The 15,625-nt window shown below is 71.7% G+C and carries 22 protein-coding genes, 1 tRNA gene and 1 pseudogene; 8 read left to right on the top strand and 16 right to left on the bottom strand.

The window, feature by feature from the left end; translation table 11 throughout:
* Positions 1–14: 14 nt before the first annotated feature.
* Both AB0O09_RS30280 and AB0O09_RS30285 read right to left on the bottom strand, forming a co-directional pair.
* Positions 15–88, bottom strand: a tRNA-Met gene (locus tag AB0O09_RS30280).
* Between the two features lie 742 nt (positions 89–830).
* Positions 831–1,307 carry an ester cyclase gene (locus AB0O09_RS30285; RefSeq protein WP_363547016.1) on the bottom strand — a complete coding sequence of 159 codons (477 nt, stop codon included), beginning with the start codon at positions 1,305–1,307 and terminating at the stop codon, positions 831–833.
* Between the two features lie 348 nt (positions 1,308–1,655).
* On the opposite strand from AB0O09_RS30285, the gene AB0O09_RS30290 reads away from it, so the two are divergent.
* Genes AB0O09_RS30290 through ugpC form a run of 4 tightly spaced genes read left to right on the top strand, consistent with a single transcriptional unit; the run spans position 1,656 to position 5,788 of the window.
* A complete protein-coding gene (locus AB0O09_RS30290) occupies positions 1,656–2,825 on the top strand; it encodes an ABC transporter substrate-binding protein (RefSeq protein WP_363547019.1) in 1,170 nt (389 codons plus the stop codon).
* Positions 2,822–3,751, top strand: a complete 930-nt coding sequence (locus tag AB0O09_RS30295) for a sugar ABC transporter permease (RefSeq protein ID WP_363547021.1) — start codon at positions 2,822–2,824, stop codon at positions 3,749–3,751. The genes AB0O09_RS30290 and AB0O09_RS30295 overlap by 4 nt, the downstream gene beginning before the upstream one ends.
* Positions 3,748–4,578 carry a carbohydrate ABC transporter permease gene (locus AB0O09_RS30300; protein WP_363547023.1) on the top strand — a complete coding sequence of 277 codons (831 nt, stop codon included), beginning with the start codon at positions 3,748–3,750 and terminating at the stop codon, positions 4,576–4,578. The genes AB0O09_RS30295 and AB0O09_RS30300 overlap by 4 nt, the downstream gene beginning before the upstream one ends.
* Before the next feature lie 34 nt (positions 4,579–4,612).
* Positions 4,613–5,788, top strand: coding sequence for a sn-glycerol-3-phosphate ABC transporter ATP-binding protein UgpC (ugpC, locus tag AB0O09_RS30305; protein WP_363547026.1), 1,176 nt, complete (start codon positions 4,613–4,615; stop codon positions 5,786–5,788).
* A gap of 121 nt (positions 5,789–5,909) precedes the next feature.
* Here ugpC and AB0O09_RS30310 read toward each other — a convergent pair whose 3' ends face one another.
* The 8 genes from AB0O09_RS30310 to AB0O09_RS30345 all read right to left on the bottom strand — a co-directional run bounded on the left by AB0O09_RS30310 (position 5,910) and on the right by AB0O09_RS30345 (position 10,061).
* Positions 5,910–6,635 (bottom strand): HAD family hydrolase, encoded by a 726-nt coding sequence (locus AB0O09_RS30310; RefSeq protein ID WP_363547029.1) that lies wholly within the window; start codon positions 6,633–6,635, stop codon positions 5,910–5,912.
* Positions 6,636–6,677: 42 nt separating this feature from the next.
* Positions 6,678–7,046, bottom strand: coding sequence for a transposase (locus AB0O09_RS30315; RefSeq protein ID WP_363547168.1), 369 nt, complete (start codon positions 7,044–7,046; stop codon positions 6,678–6,680).
* Between the two features lie 18 nt (positions 7,047–7,064).
* Complete coding sequence (locus AB0O09_RS30320) at positions 7,065–7,379, bottom strand: hypothetical protein (RefSeq protein WP_363547032.1); 315 nt, start codon at positions 7,377–7,379, stop codon at positions 7,065–7,067.
* A gap of 244 nt (positions 7,380–7,623) precedes the next feature.
* Positions 7,624–8,229 carry an alkaline shock response membrane anchor protein AmaP gene (locus tag AB0O09_RS30325; RefSeq protein WP_363547035.1) on the bottom strand — a complete coding sequence of 202 codons (606 nt, stop codon included), beginning with the start codon at positions 8,227–8,229 and terminating at the stop codon, positions 7,624–7,626.
* 37 nt (positions 8,230–8,266) lie between these two features.
* Entirely contained in the window at positions 8,267–8,941 is a 675-nt protein-coding gene (locus tag AB0O09_RS30330) for a DUF6286 domain-containing protein (RefSeq protein WP_363547038.1), read from the bottom strand.
* A gap of 52 nt (positions 8,942–8,993) precedes the next feature.
* Entirely contained in the window at positions 8,994–9,377 is a 384-nt protein-coding gene (locus AB0O09_RS30335) for an Asp23/Gls24 family envelope stress response protein (RefSeq protein ID WP_363547041.1), read from the bottom strand.
* Positions 9,374–9,550, bottom strand: coding sequence for a hypothetical protein (locus AB0O09_RS30340; protein ID WP_363547044.1), 177 nt, complete (start codon positions 9,548–9,550; stop codon positions 9,374–9,376). The genes AB0O09_RS30335 and AB0O09_RS30340 overlap by 4 nt, the downstream gene beginning before the upstream one ends.
* A gap of 34 nt (positions 9,551–9,584) precedes the next feature.
* Positions 9,585–10,061, bottom strand: a complete 477-nt coding sequence (locus tag AB0O09_RS30345; RefSeq protein WP_363547047.1) for an Asp23/Gls24 family envelope stress response protein — start codon at positions 10,059–10,061, stop codon at positions 9,585–9,587.
* Between the two features lie 181 nt (positions 10,062–10,242).
* Here AB0O09_RS30345 and AB0O09_RS30350 point away from each other — a divergent pair, with 181 nt between their 5' ends.
* The 3 genes from AB0O09_RS30350 to AB0O09_RS30360 all read left to right on the top strand — a co-directional run bounded on the left by AB0O09_RS30350 (position 10,243) and on the right by AB0O09_RS30360 (position 11,683).
* On the top strand, positions 10,243–10,896 hold the full coding sequence (locus AB0O09_RS30350; protein WP_363547050.1) for an RNA polymerase sigma factor: 654 nt from the start codon (positions 10,243–10,245) through the stop codon (positions 10,894–10,896).
* Entirely contained in the window at positions 10,887–11,486 is a 600-nt protein-coding gene (locus AB0O09_RS30355; protein WP_363547053.1) for a hypothetical protein, read from the top strand. Before AB0O09_RS30350 ends, AB0O09_RS30355 begins: the two co-directional genes overlap by 10 nt.
* 83 nt (positions 11,487–11,569) lie before the next feature.
* Entirely contained in the window at positions 11,570–11,683 is a 114-nt protein-coding gene (locus AB0O09_RS30360; protein WP_363547055.1) for an HVA1 family protein, read from the top strand.
* A gap of 132 nt (positions 11,684–11,815) precedes the next feature.
* Here AB0O09_RS30360 and AB0O09_RS30365 read toward each other — a convergent pair whose 3' ends face one another.
* From AB0O09_RS30365 to AB0O09_RS30375, 3 genes are all read right to left on the bottom strand, one after another.
* On the bottom strand, positions 11,816–12,094 hold the full coding sequence (locus AB0O09_RS30365) for a GlsB/YeaQ/YmgE family stress response membrane protein (protein ID WP_363547058.1): 279 nt from the start codon (positions 12,092–12,094) through the stop codon (positions 11,816–11,818).
* Between the two features lie 452 nt (positions 12,095–12,546).
* Positions 12,547–12,894, bottom strand: coding sequence for a PRC-barrel domain containing protein (locus AB0O09_RS30370; protein WP_363547170.1), 348 nt, complete (start codon positions 12,892–12,894; stop codon positions 12,547–12,549).
* A 134-nt stretch (positions 12,895–13,028) separates the two neighbouring features.
* Complete coding sequence (locus AB0O09_RS30375; RefSeq protein ID WP_363547061.1) at positions 13,029–13,388, bottom strand: STAS domain-containing protein; 360 nt, start codon at positions 13,386–13,388, stop codon at positions 13,029–13,031.
* Between the two features lie 251 nt (positions 13,389–13,639).
* On the opposite strand from AB0O09_RS30375, the gene AB0O09_RS30380 reads away from it, so the two are divergent.
* Complete coding sequence (locus AB0O09_RS30380; protein ID WP_363547064.1) at positions 13,640–14,053, top strand: ATP-binding protein; 414 nt, start codon at positions 13,640–13,642, stop codon at positions 14,051–14,053.
* A 79-nt stretch (positions 14,054–14,132) separates the two neighbouring features.
* Here AB0O09_RS30380 and AB0O09_RS30385 read toward each other — a convergent pair whose 3' ends face one another.
* The 3 genes and pseudogenes from AB0O09_RS30385 to AB0O09_RS30395 form a co-directional block, all read right to left on the bottom strand.
* Positions 14,133–14,630: a hypothetical protein gene (locus tag AB0O09_RS30385; RefSeq protein ID WP_363547067.1), complete on the bottom strand. Its 498-nt coding sequence runs from the start codon at positions 14,628–14,630 to the stop codon at positions 14,133–14,135.
* A gap of 25 nt (positions 14,631–14,655) precedes the next feature.
* Positions 14,656–15,075, bottom strand: coding sequence for a large conductance mechanosensitive channel protein MscL (gene mscL, locus AB0O09_RS30390; RefSeq protein ID WP_363547070.1), 420 nt, complete (start codon positions 15,073–15,075; stop codon positions 14,656–14,658).
* A gap of 389 nt (positions 15,076–15,464) precedes the next feature.
* Positions 15,465–15,584: pseudogene (locus tag AB0O09_RS30395) on the bottom strand (IS630 family transposase); the annotation flags it as partial.
* Positions 15,585–15,625: the final 41 nt, after the last annotated feature.

A 15,625-nucleotide genomic window follows, 5' to 3' on the forward strand; every position in this document is an offset into this window, starting at 1 on the left:
GCCCTGATCTTCAGTAGCGGGGACAGGATTCGAACCTGCGACCTCTGGGTTATGAGCCCAGCGAGCTACCGAGCTGCTCCACCCCGCGTCGGTGAAAGCGACTCCACGACACCGCGAGCGTTCGGGGAAACGCATTCCGGCAGGGCGAAGCAGTGCGGCGGACGGTGGAGCCGCTCGAATTGCCCCGCGGGAACGGGCCCGATGGCCAGGGCCCGTGCGGAGGCGAGAAGATCGCCTCGGCTCCCGGGGTCTCGATCGCCCACCTGGGAGCCGTCTTGCGTCTGCGGCCCCGACGCACCGTCAGCATGCCTCCCCACGCAGCGCAGCGCGGCTTCCGGCTGCTGCCGGGAGCGGACGCGCCGAGGGCCGCGCGAGAGCGTCCGGTCTCCGCAGCCGGCCGCCCTCGGGGTTCGGCTCCGCGAACCCGCGGAGTTTCGGACGCCGGGTGCGGGCCGGACGCCGAGCCGCGGGGCGTAGCCGGATGTCACCCGTGCTGGGCCGCTGCGGTCGCGATCAGACGCGCACGGCGCCTGCTCCTGGACGGCCCCTCCGCCGATGCACCCACGACCGACCCGCCCCCCGCCCTCCCCCCCCCTGCAGTCTCCCCGGTGTGGCCGGGCAGACCACCGCGTACATGACTTCCAGTCAGCACGTTTCGCGGTGCAGCACTTCATCGATACGGACGAACCGACCGGAACACGCCGGTGGGCCGACAGCACGCCAACGCCGCACGATCGGCCCCGGCGGCAGCAGAAGGTGCAGGAGGGACGGGCAGCGGTCGCGCATGCCGGGCCCTGCCGGTGCTTCCGCCGCTGGCGCCGGAGCGGGATCTACGGGGGTGTCCGTCGGGCGGCTGCCGCAGCGCGGATCTGTTCCAGGGGGATCCGGGCCTGTTCGCAGAGGGTGGCCAGGTCGAAGTAGATCGTCTCGCCTGCCATCAGTCCCTCCCGGAACGGCACGACGTTGGCGAAGGGCACCTCGAAACCGCCGCCGCCGGGCGCGATGCCGATCCACTCGCCGAGGCTGGTTCCGCGCAACACGCCCCACACGGCGAGGACGTCGTCACCGAAGGCGATGCCCTGGTCCTGCGGGGCGAGGTCGGGGAAGGCGGTGAAGTACTGCTGCTCGTACGCGGCCCGCACCGCCGTCCGGCCCTGGCTGCGCAGCCCGAGGGCTGCGGTCTCCAGGAAGCAGTCGGGCACGAAGGTCGTGAGGATGGCATCGATGTCGCGTGACGCTTCCGCTTCGCGGTGGGCCTCGAACAGGCGGCGCATGTCGGTGACGTCCATGGTCGTGCTCCTGGTCACGGGCTCTCACGGCTCCTCCTTCGAGCGTAGGAACCGCAGGAGGACACCGCCAGTAGGCCGAGCCCGCTGCGCGGGCGCTGCCCGCGCGCGGGCATGCGAGAGCGGCCCGTCCGGGGCTCCTTGCGCGGAGCGAACTGCTCCGTCCGAAGGAACCTTCCGACACGGGGAGCACAGCACGCCTCGCCGGATCGGCTCGTGGTTAGTCTCGGGGCCTCCATGGGTCTCCGTGTCGGGGGTGCGATGACAAGCGTCTGCAGGCTCCGGTCGCGTTGGCTGTCGGCCGCCGCCGGCGTGTGCGCGGTCGCGTCCGTACTCGGGGGCTGCGGTAGCAGCGGTCAGGGCGGGCCGGTGACCTTGAACTGGTACAACTTCCCCGACGACTCGGGCGCCCTCCAGCAGGCCGCGGACCGCTGCGGCCAGCAGTCGGGCGGCCGCTACACCATCACGTACAACAAGCTGCCGCGCGGCGCCGACGGCCAGCGCCAACAACTGGTGCGTCGGATGGCCGCGCACGACACGGGCGTGGACATCATCGGCCTGGACGTCACCTGGCCCGCCGAGTTCGCCGAGGCAGGGTGGATCCGGGAGTGGACCGGGGCGGTGAAGGAGAAGGCCACCGCCGACACCCTCAAGGCGGCCGTGCAGACCGCGACCTGGCAGGGCCGGCTCTTCGCGGCGCCGTACAACTCCAACACGCAGCTGCTCTGGTACCGGGACGACCTGGTGCCGAACCCGCCGAAGACCTGGGCGGAGATGCTCGCCCAGGCGGACGCCCTGGCGAAGCAGGGCAAGCCGCACTACGTGGAGATCCAGGGTGCGCAGTACGAGGGCCTGACGGTGTGGTTCAACACCCTGGTGACCAGCGCGGGCGGCTCGATCCTCACCCCGGACGCGCAGGCCCCCTCGCTCGGCCCGCCCGCGGTCGTCGCGGCCGCAGTCATGCACGACACCGCCACCTCGTCAGCCGCCGATCCCTCGCTGCCCAACCAGATGGAGGACCAGAACCGGTTGGCGATGGAGTCCGGAACCGCGGCCTTCGAACTCAACTACCCCTTCGTCTACCCGTCGATGAAGGCCAATCAGCCCGAGCTGTTCCAGCACTTCCGCTGGGCGCCCTACCCGTCCGTGCTGCCCGACCGGCCGGCCACCGTGACGATCGGCGGGATCGACCTGGCCGTCGGCGCGTACGGCAAGCACCCGGACCTCGCCTTCGAGGCGACCCTGTGCCTGCGGGACCGCGAGAACCAGCTCACCAACGCGCTGAAGGGCGGTCTGCCGCCGTCGCTGCGCAGTCTGTACCAGGCGGCCGAGCTCACCGACAGCTACCCGTTCGCGGCGGACGTGCTGACCGCGTTGGACACCGCGAGTGTGCGGCCGCAGACACCGGCCTACCAGAACGTGTCGATCGCCATCTCGCACACCCTCTCCCCGCCTGCCGACATCCATCCGGAGAGCACCGTCGCCGATCTGCGCGGACAGATCGAGGACGCCCTCGGCTCCAAGGGGCTGATCCCGTGACGCCTGACACCGCACCCGGCCCTCGGACCGACAAGAGGACCACGGAGTCCGAGGGCGCCCGCCAGGAACGCCGGCTCGGCCTGCTGCTCTGCGCGCCCGCCGCGATCGTGATGCTGGCGGTCACCGCCTACCCGATCGCGTATGCGATCTACCTCTCGCTGCAACGCTACGACCTGCGGTTTCCGCAGCAGGCACACTGGGTCGGGTTCTCCAACTACGGCGCGGTGCTCACCTCGCCGTTCTGGTGGCAGGCCCTGTGGGTGACCGTGCTGATCACCGTGGTGTCGGTGGCGATCGAGCTGGTGCTCGGCATGGCCCTCGCCCTGGTCATGCACCGCGCGGTGTTCGGCCGCGGCACCGTCCGCACCGCGGTGCTGATCCCCTACGGCATCGTCACCGTGGTCGCCGCCTACTCCTGGCAGTACGCCTGGACGCCCGGCGTCGGCTACCTCGCCGCCCTCCTGCCGGAGGGCAGCGCCCCGCTCACCGACCAGTGGCAGGCGATCGGCCTGATCATCCTGGCCGAGGTGTGGAAGACCACGCCGTTCATGGCGCTGCTCCTGCTCGCGGGCCTCGCCTTGGTGCCGGACGAGACCGTCCGGGCCGCGATGGTGGACGGTGCGACGTTCTGGCAGCGGCTGCGGCTGGTGATCCTGCCGCTGATGAAGCCGGCGATCCTGGTCGCCCTGCTCTTCCGCACCCTGGACGCCTTCCGCATCTTCGACAACATCTACGTCCTGACGGGCGGCTCCAACGACACCGGCTCGGTGTCGATCCTCGGCTACGACAACCTGTTCACCGCCCTCAACCTGGGCATCGGGTCGGCGATCTCGGTGCTGATCTTCCTCTGCGTGGCGATCATCGCCTTCGTCTTCATCAAGGTCTTCGGCGCCGCTGCGCCGGGTGGCGAACCGGAGCGCCGATGAACAACCGCACCCGTACCCTGACGAGCTGGGGCGTCGCCAACCTGATCGTCGTCCTCTACGCGCTCTTCCCGGTCTGGTGGATCGTCGCGCTGTCCTTCAAGGACCCGAGCACCCTCACCGACGGCGACTTCATCCCGCGCGAGTGGACCTGGGAGAACTACAAGGGCATCTTCAAGACCTCCGAGTTCACCCGCGCCCTGGTCAACTCGATCGGCATCTCGGTGATCGCCACCACCATCGCCGTCGTACTGGGCACCATGGCCGCCTATGCGGTCGCCCGGCTCCGCTTCCCCGGCAAGCGGCTGTTGATCGGGGTCTCCCTGCTGATCGCCATGTTCCCGCCGATCTCGCTGGTGTCACCGCTGTTCAACATCGAGCGCGCGCTCGGGATCTTCGACACCTGGGCGGGCCTGATCATCCCCTACATGACCTTCTCGCTGCCGCTGGCCATCTACACCCTGTCGGCGTTCTTCCGCGAGATCCCCTGGGACTTGGAGAAGGCGGCCAAGGTGGACGGCGCCACACCGTGGCAGGCCTTCCGCCTGGTCATCGCCCCGCTCGCCGCACCCGGGGTGTTCACCACCGGCATCCTCGTCTTCATCTTCTGCTGGAACGACTTCCTGTTCGCCATCTCGCTCACCTCGACCACCGCGGCGAGGACCGTGCCGGCCGCGATCGCCTTCTTCACCGGCAGCTCGCAGTTCCAGCAGCCGACCGGGTCCATCGCGGCCGCCGCGGTGGTCATCACCATTCCGATCGTGATCTTCGTTCTGCTGTTCCAGCGCCGCATCGTCGCCGGCCTGACCGCCGGCGCAGTCAAGGGATGAGACCGCCCCACCGGGCGGACCAGGAAGGCGAACCGTGGCCGAGATCGTCCTCGACGGCATCACCAAGCGCTACCCCGACGGCGCACTCGCCGTCAAAGACTTCAACCTCACCATCGCCGACGGCGAGTTCGTGATCCTCGTCGGCCCGTCCGGCTGCGGCAAGTCCACCACCCTCAACATGATCGCCGGGCTGGAGGACATCACCGAGGGCACGCTCAGCATCGGCGGGAAGATCGTCAACGACCGCGCTCCCAAGGACCGCGACATCGCCATGGTCTTCCAGAGCTACGCCCTCTACCCGCACATGACCGTCCGCGACAACATGGGCTTCGCCCTGCGCCTGGCCAAGACCGACAAGGCCACCATCGCCGCCAAGGTCGAGGAGGCCGCCCGCATCCTCGACCTCACCCAGCACCTCGACCGCAGACCCGCCAACCTCTCCGGCGGACAGCGCCAGCGCGTCGCGATGGGCCGCGCCATCGTCCGCGACCCCAAGGCCTTCCTCATGGACGAGCCGCTGTCCAACCTCGACGCGAAACTCCGGGTCCAGATGCGCACCCAGATCGCCGCCCTCCAACGGCGCCTGGGAACCACCACCGTCTACGTCACCCACGACCAGGTCGAGGCCATGACCCTCGGCGACCGGGTGGTCGTCATGCGCGCCGGCGTCGTCCAGCAGGTCGGCTCACCCCAGCACCTCTACGACGCACCGGTCAACCTCTTCGTCGCCGGGTTCATCGGCTCGCCCGGCATGAACTTCCTCGGCGCGACCCTCGAACGGAACACGCTTCGCACCTCGCTGGGCGACCTTCCGCTGGACGACCGGATGCGGCGCGCCCTCGAGGGCGCGGACGCACCGCGCGAGGTCATCGTCGGCATCCGCCCCGAGGACTTCGAGGACGCCTCACTGATCGACGACCACGCCGGCGGCATCACCTGCACCGCCACCGTGGAGATCCGCGAGTCCGTCGGATCCGACGTGTACGTGCACTTCACCGAGGAGGGCGGGCCTGCCCGCACCGAGGAGCTCGCCGAACTCGCCGCCGACTCGGGACGGGCCGACACCGGCATGACCGAACACACGGTCGTCGCCCGGCTGAACGCCCAGACACGTGCCGCCGAGGGTGAACAGCTGGAGCTGTGGCTCGACAGCCGACGGGTGCACGTCTTCGACCCGTCCACAGGAGCGAACCTGACCCGCGAACAGTGACTCGCCCGGCGCGGAGGCGTCGGCCCGGGCGGGGCGACCGCTGCCGTCCACGAGGACGGTGCCGGCCCGGCGGAACACGTGACGCGGGGATCGGCGGGTCGGCGCCCGGGAACGGCGGTGACTAATTCCTCGCCGGTGAGTCTGCGGTGGGCAACTGTCGAATCGTGTGGGTGTGCGGTGCCCGGTGGAGAGTCGGCTGCCGTTCGGCGATGAGGTCCGGCAGTTGGCGCATGTCGTGGAAGACGACGGTGTTGTGGCCTTCGAGGCGCTCGGCCGGGGTGAGTCCGCCGGCGTAGCCGAAGGCTCGCATGCCGGCGGCGCGGGCGGCATGGACGCCGGGCCGGCTGTCCTCGACCACCACGCAGGCTTCGGGATCGACGCCCATCTGCTGGGCGGCGTGCAGGAACAGGTCGGGGGCGGGCTTGCCGCGGGAGACTTCGGTGGAACTGTGGATGCGGCCTGCGAAGCGTTCGTAGAGCCCGGTGCGGCCCAGGGTGTGCCGCATCTTGTCGTGGGAGCCGCTGGAGGCGACGCATGTCGGCAGAGTGAGCGCGTCGAGTGCTTCCGGCAAGCCGTCGACCGGGGCAAGCTCGGCGTCCACGGCCTCCCGGTGGAGTTGCTCGAACCTCTCCGACCAGATCGCGGCCGTGTCCGGGCCGAGCCGGGCGGCGACCTGATCGTGGATGGCGGCGTGTGAGCGCCCGATGAACCGGTCCACGACCTCGTCCTCGGTCAGCGGCCACCCGAGCTCGGCTCCGAGGGCGACCTGGACACGAGCGGCGATGCGCTCGCTGTCGACCAGCACGCCGTCGCAGTCGAAGATGACGAGTTCGATGGGCTTGATCATTCCCGCAGCATAGGCCCTGCTGTTCACGCTGCGGTGGTCTCCTCACGCTCGACCAGGACGCCGTCCTTGGACTCGGCGCCGGAGCGGACCAGGGCGAGGAGGGGCTCCGGTGATCGTCCGCCGGCGTTCCCGGGCGGACTCGACCGGCTTGAACACCGTCGCCGACGCGGCCGCCGGGCTGCCGGATCCGCGGGTGACCTCGGTCAGCAGCTTGACCGTGGAGAACGTCGACTCGATCGGGTTCGTGGTCCGCAGGCGGACCAAGCGCTCCGCCGGGAAGTCGTAGAACGCGAGCAGCTCCTTCCGGTCCTCGGTGATCCTCGCGACGGCCTTGGGCCACTTCGTGCCGTAGGTGCGAACGGACTCTTGGATCGCCTTCTCTGCGTGGGCGCGGTCCCGGGCGGTGCGGATCCCCGATGTGAAGGTCTGTCAGCCCACGTCGATTGCGGTGACAGCGGGAGTGCCCACGCTCACCCCGTCCGAGTCGTAGCCGGCGGCCGTGAAGGCCCTCCGGGTCAGCTCCACCGCTTCTTCGCCGGCGGCGGTCCGGTCGGCGGCCTCGACTTCCAGCCGCAGTACGAAGGTGCCGTCGGGCTCGTCCAGGGTCAGCACATCCAGGTCGGGCACCTGGCCTCCGACCTCCTCCGGATCGGCCCCATGGACGACGGCCAGCAGGGCCCGGCGCGCCGACAGGTCCATCGGCTTCCGAATGGTTCCGGGAACAGTGATCACGTAGCTACCCATGCCGCTGCGTCTCACCCCGTCCGGGGTCGGGAAACCCCGGTGCCGGGGTTGTCACCCGTTGCGTGCGCCGCCCCGCTCGGCTGCAGCGCAGCCCCCACCGGCAGCAGCGAACCGCCCACGCACCGACACCCCGGCGCTCGGGCCGGTGATGAGGCCGATCACCGCGACACGGACCACGGCGGTGAAAGGAGGGTGCGCGTGGCCCGCGAACGGCTCGATGCCGAGTGGCTCCGCGGCTGGTGGATCAGTCGATGTGCCGGGCGGGGTGGGGGGCGATGCGCAGACGGACGTGGACGGGGATGTCGTGCCATCCGGTGGAGGCCGCCAGGTTGGCGAGCGCTTCCTCGCGGACGGCGTTCAGGGCGGTCGCGGGTTCCGCGCCGGGGACGAGGGTGAGGTGCAGGTGCAGTTCCGGACGTCCGGCGGTGCCGGTGATGGTGGCCCGGGCCCCGTCGACGGCGGGCAGGCGGGCCGTGTCGGCGGCAACGGCGTCGGCGAGGGCCTGGTTGCGGATGTCGACCGCGTGCCGGGGGCGGGATGCGCCGGCGGTGAGGGTGCGGGGCCGGTATCGGCGTACCTGGATGAGCAGCCATGTCAGGGCGAGGAAGGTGAGCACGGTGAGACCACCGATGACGGCGGGCCACCACCAGTCTTCAGCGGTGTAGCGGGTCCGGTCGGCCGCGGGGAGCAGAACGTCGCCGGGGGAGGTGAGGGGCCAGCCTGCGGGCGGGTCGAGGTGCCAGCGGCGGTAGAGGTCGAGGCTGCCCATGACGACGAGCAGGCCGCCGATCAGCAGGGTCAGGCCGATGAGGGCCAGCAGGGTCCGGTTGATCGTGGAGCGCTTCCTCATCGCTCCTCCTCGGTTCGTTCAGCGGGCCGGGGGCGGTTCATCGGGAGCGGCGCACCCTGACCTTCAGGCGGGGCGGGCGGGTCAGCGCGAGGCCGTCGCAGGCGGCGCCGAGGACCTGGGTGAGGTCGTCGTGGACTTCCTGCAGGTCGCGGTAGCGGACGTCGGCGCGGGCGTCGATCCGGCGGCGGTGCGCGGCTATGCGGGCACGGGCGACACCCGGCACGTGCCAAGCCGCGTCCCTCAGGACGGTTTCCGCACCGCGCCGCTCCAGATACGCCCGGATCCCGGGTCCGCCCTCGGGTGCCCGCATCGGCAGCAGTCCGGCCTTCCCCGGGGTGAGGGCGAGGACCAGGAGCAGCAGTCCCAGGGCCGCCGCCACGGTCGCGCCGACGAGGATCCACGTGTCGTCCACCGGCCGGGTGGCGAGCTCCTCGGCGAGGCGGGTGCGCCAGGTGGAGGCGCGTCGGCCGGCCCGGACGGCGCACACGTCGTACAGCAGCAGTCCCGCGCCGGCGGTGATCAGTGCTGCTGCGACGGCGGCCGGCCAGCGCCGCGCCGACCACATCCGGTGGCCGCGGCGGCTCTTCGTCCCGTCTTCGGGCACCGGGTCGGTGGAGTCGGTGCCCTCGGTGAGGACCGCTGCCGCGGGCCGGGGCGCACGGACCCGGTCGCCGGCCGGGCCGGAGCCCTCGTGCGGGTGGTCGTTTCCCATCTGCTCCGCCTCCTCGTCGCAGGGTCGGGGTTGCAGGGTCGGGGTTGCAGGGTCAGGCGACCCGGCCCGCAGCCTTGGCCAGGTACAGGTTCCGCACCGTCAGGTCGACTTCGTGGACGGACAGGCCGGTCAGCTCTTCCACCTGCTCGGCGACGTGTCGCTGTACCGCCTCGGCCGCGGAGGAGATGTCGACGGGGTAGGGAAGGTCCACCCTCACCTCCAGCCGCGCCGCACCCGCGCGGACGGAGGCCTGCGCGCGGGCGGCGCCCGCGTCGGGTCGCAACGCCCCGGTTGCGAGGCGGGTGAGTGCCTCGCGCGCGGCGTGGGTGGCGAGCCGGGCCACCACCCGGTCGGGGATCACGGTGGCGCCCCGCTCGGCCGCGGCGGGCAGTGCCACGGCCCGGCCGCTGCGGGCGGCCGGCGCGCCGGTGCTCACCTACGGTCCCGGGAACGGAACATGTCCCCGACCGGCGTGCCGTCCACGAGCAGCCCGACGAACAGGCCGATCGCGCCCAGCACTGCCGCCAGCAGGAACGCCCAGAAGCCACCGAAGTAGCCGGCGAACCCCAGGGCGATGCCTGCCAGCAGGCCCGCGATTGCAGCACTCATCACTCACTCACCGTCCTTGCGCACAGGGTGCCCCCTACTGCACGCGGCTCTCGGTCTGCGCGTCCTCGTCGTCCTCGGGCAGGTGGACGTCGTCGACGGTCACGTTGACCTCGACGACCTCGAGTCCGGTCATCCGTTCCACCGCGTCGATCACGCTGACGCGCACGTCGCCGGCCAGGTCGGCGATGGAGGGGCCGTACTCCACCACGAGGTCGAGGTCGATGGCGGCCTGCCGCTCGCCCACCTCCACCTTCACACCACGGCTGACGCTGGGGCGCCCGCCGGGAACACGATCGCGTACCGCGCCGAGCGTGCGGGCCATGCCGGCCCCCAGGTTGTAGATGCCGGGGACCTGTCGGGCCGCTATGCCGGCGATCTTCTCGACCACTCCGTCGGCGATGGTCGTCTTGCCGCGCAACTCGGCCGGCTGCCCGCCGTCGCGGGAGAGGGTCCCGAACGTCGGCGTCGTTCCCTGGTCGCGGCTGCCGGAAAGGTTGCTGGGATCCGTCATGGTCCTGGTCCTTGTCCTGGAAGGGCCCCGTCCGGGGCCGTCACATGGTTGGACACCCACGGAGGCGCGATCCTCACGGTCGCTCCTCCGAGGGATGAAATCTCCGAATCGGTAAAGGCGCGTTCCCGGTGGCACGCGAGGAGAAGGCCCGACCGCGTGCATCACGCGAAGGATCTCGGCGATGGCACACCAGACGAGCCCGCATCCCCCGGACGACGGCCTCACTCCCCCCGCACCGCACCGGGTGCCCGCCCCGGCGGCGTCCGCCTCGGCGGAGGCGGACGCCGGCTGCCGGCGACTGCCCGATGACGTCCTGGCCGTCCGGGCCGCGGAGGGCGACCAGGAAGCGTTCTCCGTCCTGGTGCGGCGTCACACGCCGGGGCTACTGAAACTCGCCTACCACCTGCTCGGCAACCTGCCCGATGCCGAGGAGGCCGTTCAGGACGCGTTCACCAGCGCTTGGCGCCGCCTGGCGGCCTTCCACCACCGGGCGTCCTTCCACACCTGGATGCACCGGATCACCATCAACTGCTGCCTGAACGTGCGGCGTCGCCACCGCACCCTCCTGCCGCTGAACGAGGTGCCCGAACCGGCCGACTCCGACCCCGGCGGCGTGCCGAGCTCGGCGGCCGAAGCCGACGCCCTGGCCGGGGCCCTGCTGGCCGCCCTGGAGCGCCTGCCCGCGCACCAACGCATCTGCTGGGTCCTCTACGAACTGCAGGGCCTGTCCTACCGCGACATCTGCCAGATCACCGGCGTCGGCGAGCCGACCGTCCGCGGCCGGCTCTTCCGCGCCCGCCGAACCCTCCAGGAGGTGCTGGCCCCATGGCGATAGAACCCCGCACCCTGCCGTCGGCCCCCTCCCGGCCGGGCCGGCTCGTCCCGCGGCCGGACGAACCGCTTCCCTGCGGGCGCACCATCGGCGAGTCCTGGGAGGAACCCCCGGACCGGCACACCGAACGCTGCCCTTACTGCCTCCGGGCGCGGGCCGCCCTGGCCGAAGTCCACCGCGCCGCCGAAGCGCTCACCGCCCGGCCGGTCGTCCTGCGACCGGAACTCACCCACCGCATCCTGGCCGCCGTCCGCCGGCAGATCCGCCGCGGCCGGCTCCTGCCGGTCCCCTCGCGCTCTCCCGCGTACATCTGGGAGGCGGCGGCCGCCGCCTCACTGCGCCGCGCCGTCGACACCGCGACCGACGCACTCGTCGCCAGCTGCCGCCTCGCACCGAATCCCCGAGGAGACGTCACCATCGCCCTGACGCTCCGGGCCGCCTACGGACGCCCGCTGGCCGAACAGGCCGAGAAGGTGCGCCACGTCGTCCTCGCCACCGCCACCCGCACCTTGGGCCTGACCGTCCACGCAGTCGACCTGTACATCACCGACGTCCTTCCCGTGCCGCCTGAGTCGCCCCGTGGGGCCCGTTAGCCGGGCCGGGGTGACGAGGTCACCTGGCGCAGCCACGGCGGTGAGACGTCGGGCAGTGCGGAGAGGAAAATCATCAAGCGGACGTGGGCCGCACCGTGACCGCCTCCCCGGGCGATCCCCGGTCCCGGGTGCGCAGCGACGAGTCCGGGCGCTGGGCCGTGCACGAGCCGTCCGCGTGGAAGAAGGAGCGGAAGTGAGGAGCGCACGCCATGGCGGCCGAAACCGACCCGCAGGAGACCCGGACCACGTTCCACCGCCCGGCGGAGACGGGAGACGAAACGGCTCCGCCCTCCTGGGAGGGGGAGCCGTTTTCGTCCACGTCCGGGCGCTCAGGCGTGGCGGTGGCGGTGCTTGTTGCCCGTGACCAGTCGGTAGAGGGCAAGGAGTATGACCGAGCCGATGATGGCGGCGATCCAGGTGGAGAGGTCGAAGAAGCCGTCGATGGAGTCGACGCCGAAGATGACCTTGCCGAGCCAGCCGCCCAGCAGCCCGCCCCCGATCCCGATGAGGATCGTGACGATGATGCCTCCGGGGTCCTTGCCCGGCATCAGCGCCTTCGCGATAAGGCCGGCGAACAGTCCGATCAAGATCCAGGCAATGACGCCCATGTGCTCCTCCTGCTTCGAAGGGGGTAAAGCCGTTGTCAGCACCCGTCTTTACCGCGCCGTGAATCCCAAACGCCCGGATCTCCGCCCACTCGGTCCGGACGGCCGTCGGACCGCACCGGGCAGGTCCGCACCCGTCGCCCGCACGGTGGTGGTCGCCGTGCCGGACGGTGGAACGGACGTGCTTGCAGGCGGCGACGTACCGGGCTGCTTCGACGGGTTCGGCGGTGCTCCGGCGCCGACCTGCTGCGCCGCCGCGGCCCCGAGGCGGCCGAAGCCTGGTTCACCGCGCCGGTGTACCTCGACCGGACGACAACCTCGGCGCCCGCTTCCACGCACTCGAAGGCCCGCGCCACCGCGGCCTTCGAGCAGTGCCGGCCGGCAACGGTTCGGCTCGAACGCCGCCGGGCCCGACCCCTTGGCAGGGGCCGGGCCCGGCGGCGGGTGTCGACACGTCAGAGGCGGGGTTCCATGCCCCGGCCGTAGTATTCGGCGACCTGCTCGTGGTAGCCGCTGTCGCCGGTGTGCCGGTGCGGGTCGAATTCCGGCGCGTTCTTGATCTCGTCCTTGGTGCGGTTGATCCACACCGTCTCCTTCCCGGTGTCGACGCGAAGGACGGTGCCCGCGGGGAGCAGGACGTGTTTGCCGAAGATCCACGGGCCGGTGTCGACGACGACGTGGGCGGAGTCGACGTCCTCCGTGTGCTTGTCGATCTTGCCGATGTGGCCGTCCGCGGCCTCCACCCGGTAGCCGGTCAGGTCCGTGCCCGGGGTGTAGCCGACCGCGTTCCGGTAGTCCCACATGCCGCTCACAACTGCCTCCTCGCTGACGGAATCCGACACGCCGTCTCCCCCGGCCGGACGCATCCATGCGTCCACGACCGCCCGGCCGGTCGGCCGCGACCACCCGGCCGGCACCGGACCCGGAGCAGACCGGGTCAGCTCGGGCTGTTGGCGGGCCCGGCGGGTTCGAGGGGGAACAGGGCGTCGGCGCCGGTCATCTCCAGCAGCATGACGACCTGCTCGCACGGGGCCGCCAGGCGCATTTCGGTGCTCTGGTTGCGGGCGCGGGTCCGGGTGGTGAGCAGGGCGTTGAGGCCCGCGGAGTCGCAGAAGGCGACGCCGGCGAGGTCGACGGTCAGCACGGACGGTGAAGGGCGCTCGTCCAGGGCCTGTTCGATGGCCCGGGACAGCAGGGGTGCGGAAGCGAGGTCGAGGTCTCCCGCGGCCGCGAGGACCGGACCGTCGGTCCCGGGGCGGGCGGTGGTGGTGAAGCGGGCACCGTTGCCGTGAGTCATGTCGAACTCCCTCTGCCGCTGCCGGTTGCGCTGCACGACCCGCTCCAGGGTAGGCGATTGGAGCGTACGGTGGACCGGGCCGTGCGGACGCGGGGCCTCGCCGTGCCCGTGCTCGACGCCGGCGGACATGCTTGTGCCCGGCACTGTGGACGTGTGTGACCCGAGGCCGGTGGACATGGGAAGGTTGCCGGCGGACACAGGCGGCGGGCCGCCGGAAAGACGCAGGGAGAGCGAGTGGAGGGCTCACGGGGATGACGGCAGCAAGCTCCAGAAGCGGGCCGTGGTACGCCGCCTTCGACGGCGGGCCCGGCACCCCCTTGCACGCGCGGGAGAGCGCCGCCGCGTTCCTGACCGCCATCGCCGACCAGGCCCCGCCCGCCGATGCGACCCGGTTCGACAAGGCCCTGCTGGTGGTCTCCGAACTCGTCACGAACGCTGTGCGCCACGCTCCCGGTCCCGTGGTGCTGACCCTTGACGCCGAGGACGGGGGCATCGGCATCACCGTGCGCGACACCAGCCCCGTCCTGCCCGAGCCCCGCAGTCCCGACCTGCTCGGCGGCACCGGCGGGTTCGGCTGGTCCGCCATCATCGAACCCCTCGCCATCGACTTCGACGTCCGCTCCCACCCGGGCGGCAAGGAGATCCACGCCCTGCTGCCCTGGTAGGCCCGGCCGGGCCCTGACTCGATGTCCGGGCGGCTGCGGGCTTCCTGTCGCCGCCGGGACGGGGCTGGGCCTGGACCGGTCAGGGGGCGGCCTGCGCCGCTGCCGTGTCGGTGGCCGTGTCTGCGCGACGTGGTGCAGGAACGCGTCGGGGCCGGGGGTGCAGGGCGGTGGGGTGCGGTCCGCCGCGCGGGTCCAGCTCGTGGAGGATCTGCTGCGTCTCGTCCGTGATCGATCCGTGCAGGGACCGGAGGGCGGGGCCGCGGTCGGCGCTGCACAGTGCGTCGGCGGCTGCCGTGTGGCGGTCCTGCCCGCGGTCCAGGGCCTGTGTGAGGGCGTCCGTGTGGGCGGGGTTGCGGACGAGGTCGCGCTGGATCCGGGCGAAGGCGTCCAGCGCGTCGCCGACGGCGTGCAGGACGTCGCCGAGCGGCTCCGTCCTCGCGCAGGCTTCGGCACGGGCCGCCGCTTCGCGGGGCAGCCGGCGTTCACCGCGGGCGAGGTCGTCCAGTCCGCGCAGGACCGAGCCGAGCTGGTCGCAGACGTGGCCGAGGCAGGTGAGCCCGCGGCGGCCTTCCGCCACCGTGCAGGCCACCGGCCGCGAGCGCTCACGGCCGCTCCGGTGCCCGCACGAGTTCTGCGGTGCAGAACGCGCAGCGGCGCGCCTGCGCGGGGATCGCGGACAGGCACTCCGGGCAGTCGCGCTTCGGCGCCGGCACGTCGTGGTGCGGGGCGTACCGCTCGTGGAGCCTGTTGACGGGCAGAACGACGAGGAAGTACAGCACGGCAGCGGTGAGCGAGAAGCCGATCACGGCGTCGATGAACGCGCCGTAGGGAAACTGCACGTGATGGACGGTGAGGGACCGCCGGCTGAAGTCACCCGCGACGCCGGTGGCGAGGCCGACCAGCGGTGTGAGGAAGGCGCGGACCAGGGCGGTGACCACCCCGGTGAAGGCCGCACCGATCACCACACCCACCGCGAGGTCGACGACGTTGCCGCGCAGCACGAACCCTCGGAAACCCTTCACGGAGGACCCTCTCCCTTCTCGGCACCACCTGTTCGGTCCGGTCGTACCCCGGCAACCGTGTGCGCGCCTCTGCCTGCGCACACTGCCGGCAGGCACCGCGCAGGACCGACAGGGGCCGGGGCGGCAGTCGTCTGCCCGGGCTACTGCCATGCACGCCCCGTGCGTCGGGCCGTCCCTGCGGCGCTGCCCAAAGGCGTGGAGGTCTGACAGGACGGCAGTGACTCTGTCCACGAGAACGGTTCTGGGCCACGCACTGGCCAGCGGCGCAGTGCTGGCGTCTGCGTCCGGTTCTTCCGGCACGGTGCGCACGCCGGCGGCCGACGGTGGGCAGGTGCGCAGCCGGGTCGTGCCTGCGCACGTGCGGGTGCGCAGCTGCGGAGTGGTGGCGGGGCCGGCAGCGTCATCGCCCGCCGGTAGCGCACCGAACCGGTTCTGCCCCGCCGCACGATCCTCTGTGACTGCTGCCCCTCCGGGGAGGTCGGTCTCCGGACCTTGACCGGTTCCGCCACCCGTGCCCCTCCCGAACTGGATGCCTCTCGACGTCCGACCG

It is taken from the genome of Kitasatospora sp. NPDC093679 (genome assembly GCF_040683455.1).
Lineage (GTDB): Bacteria > Actinomycetota > Actinomycetes > Streptomycetales > Streptomycetaceae > Kitasatospora > Kitasatospora arboriphila.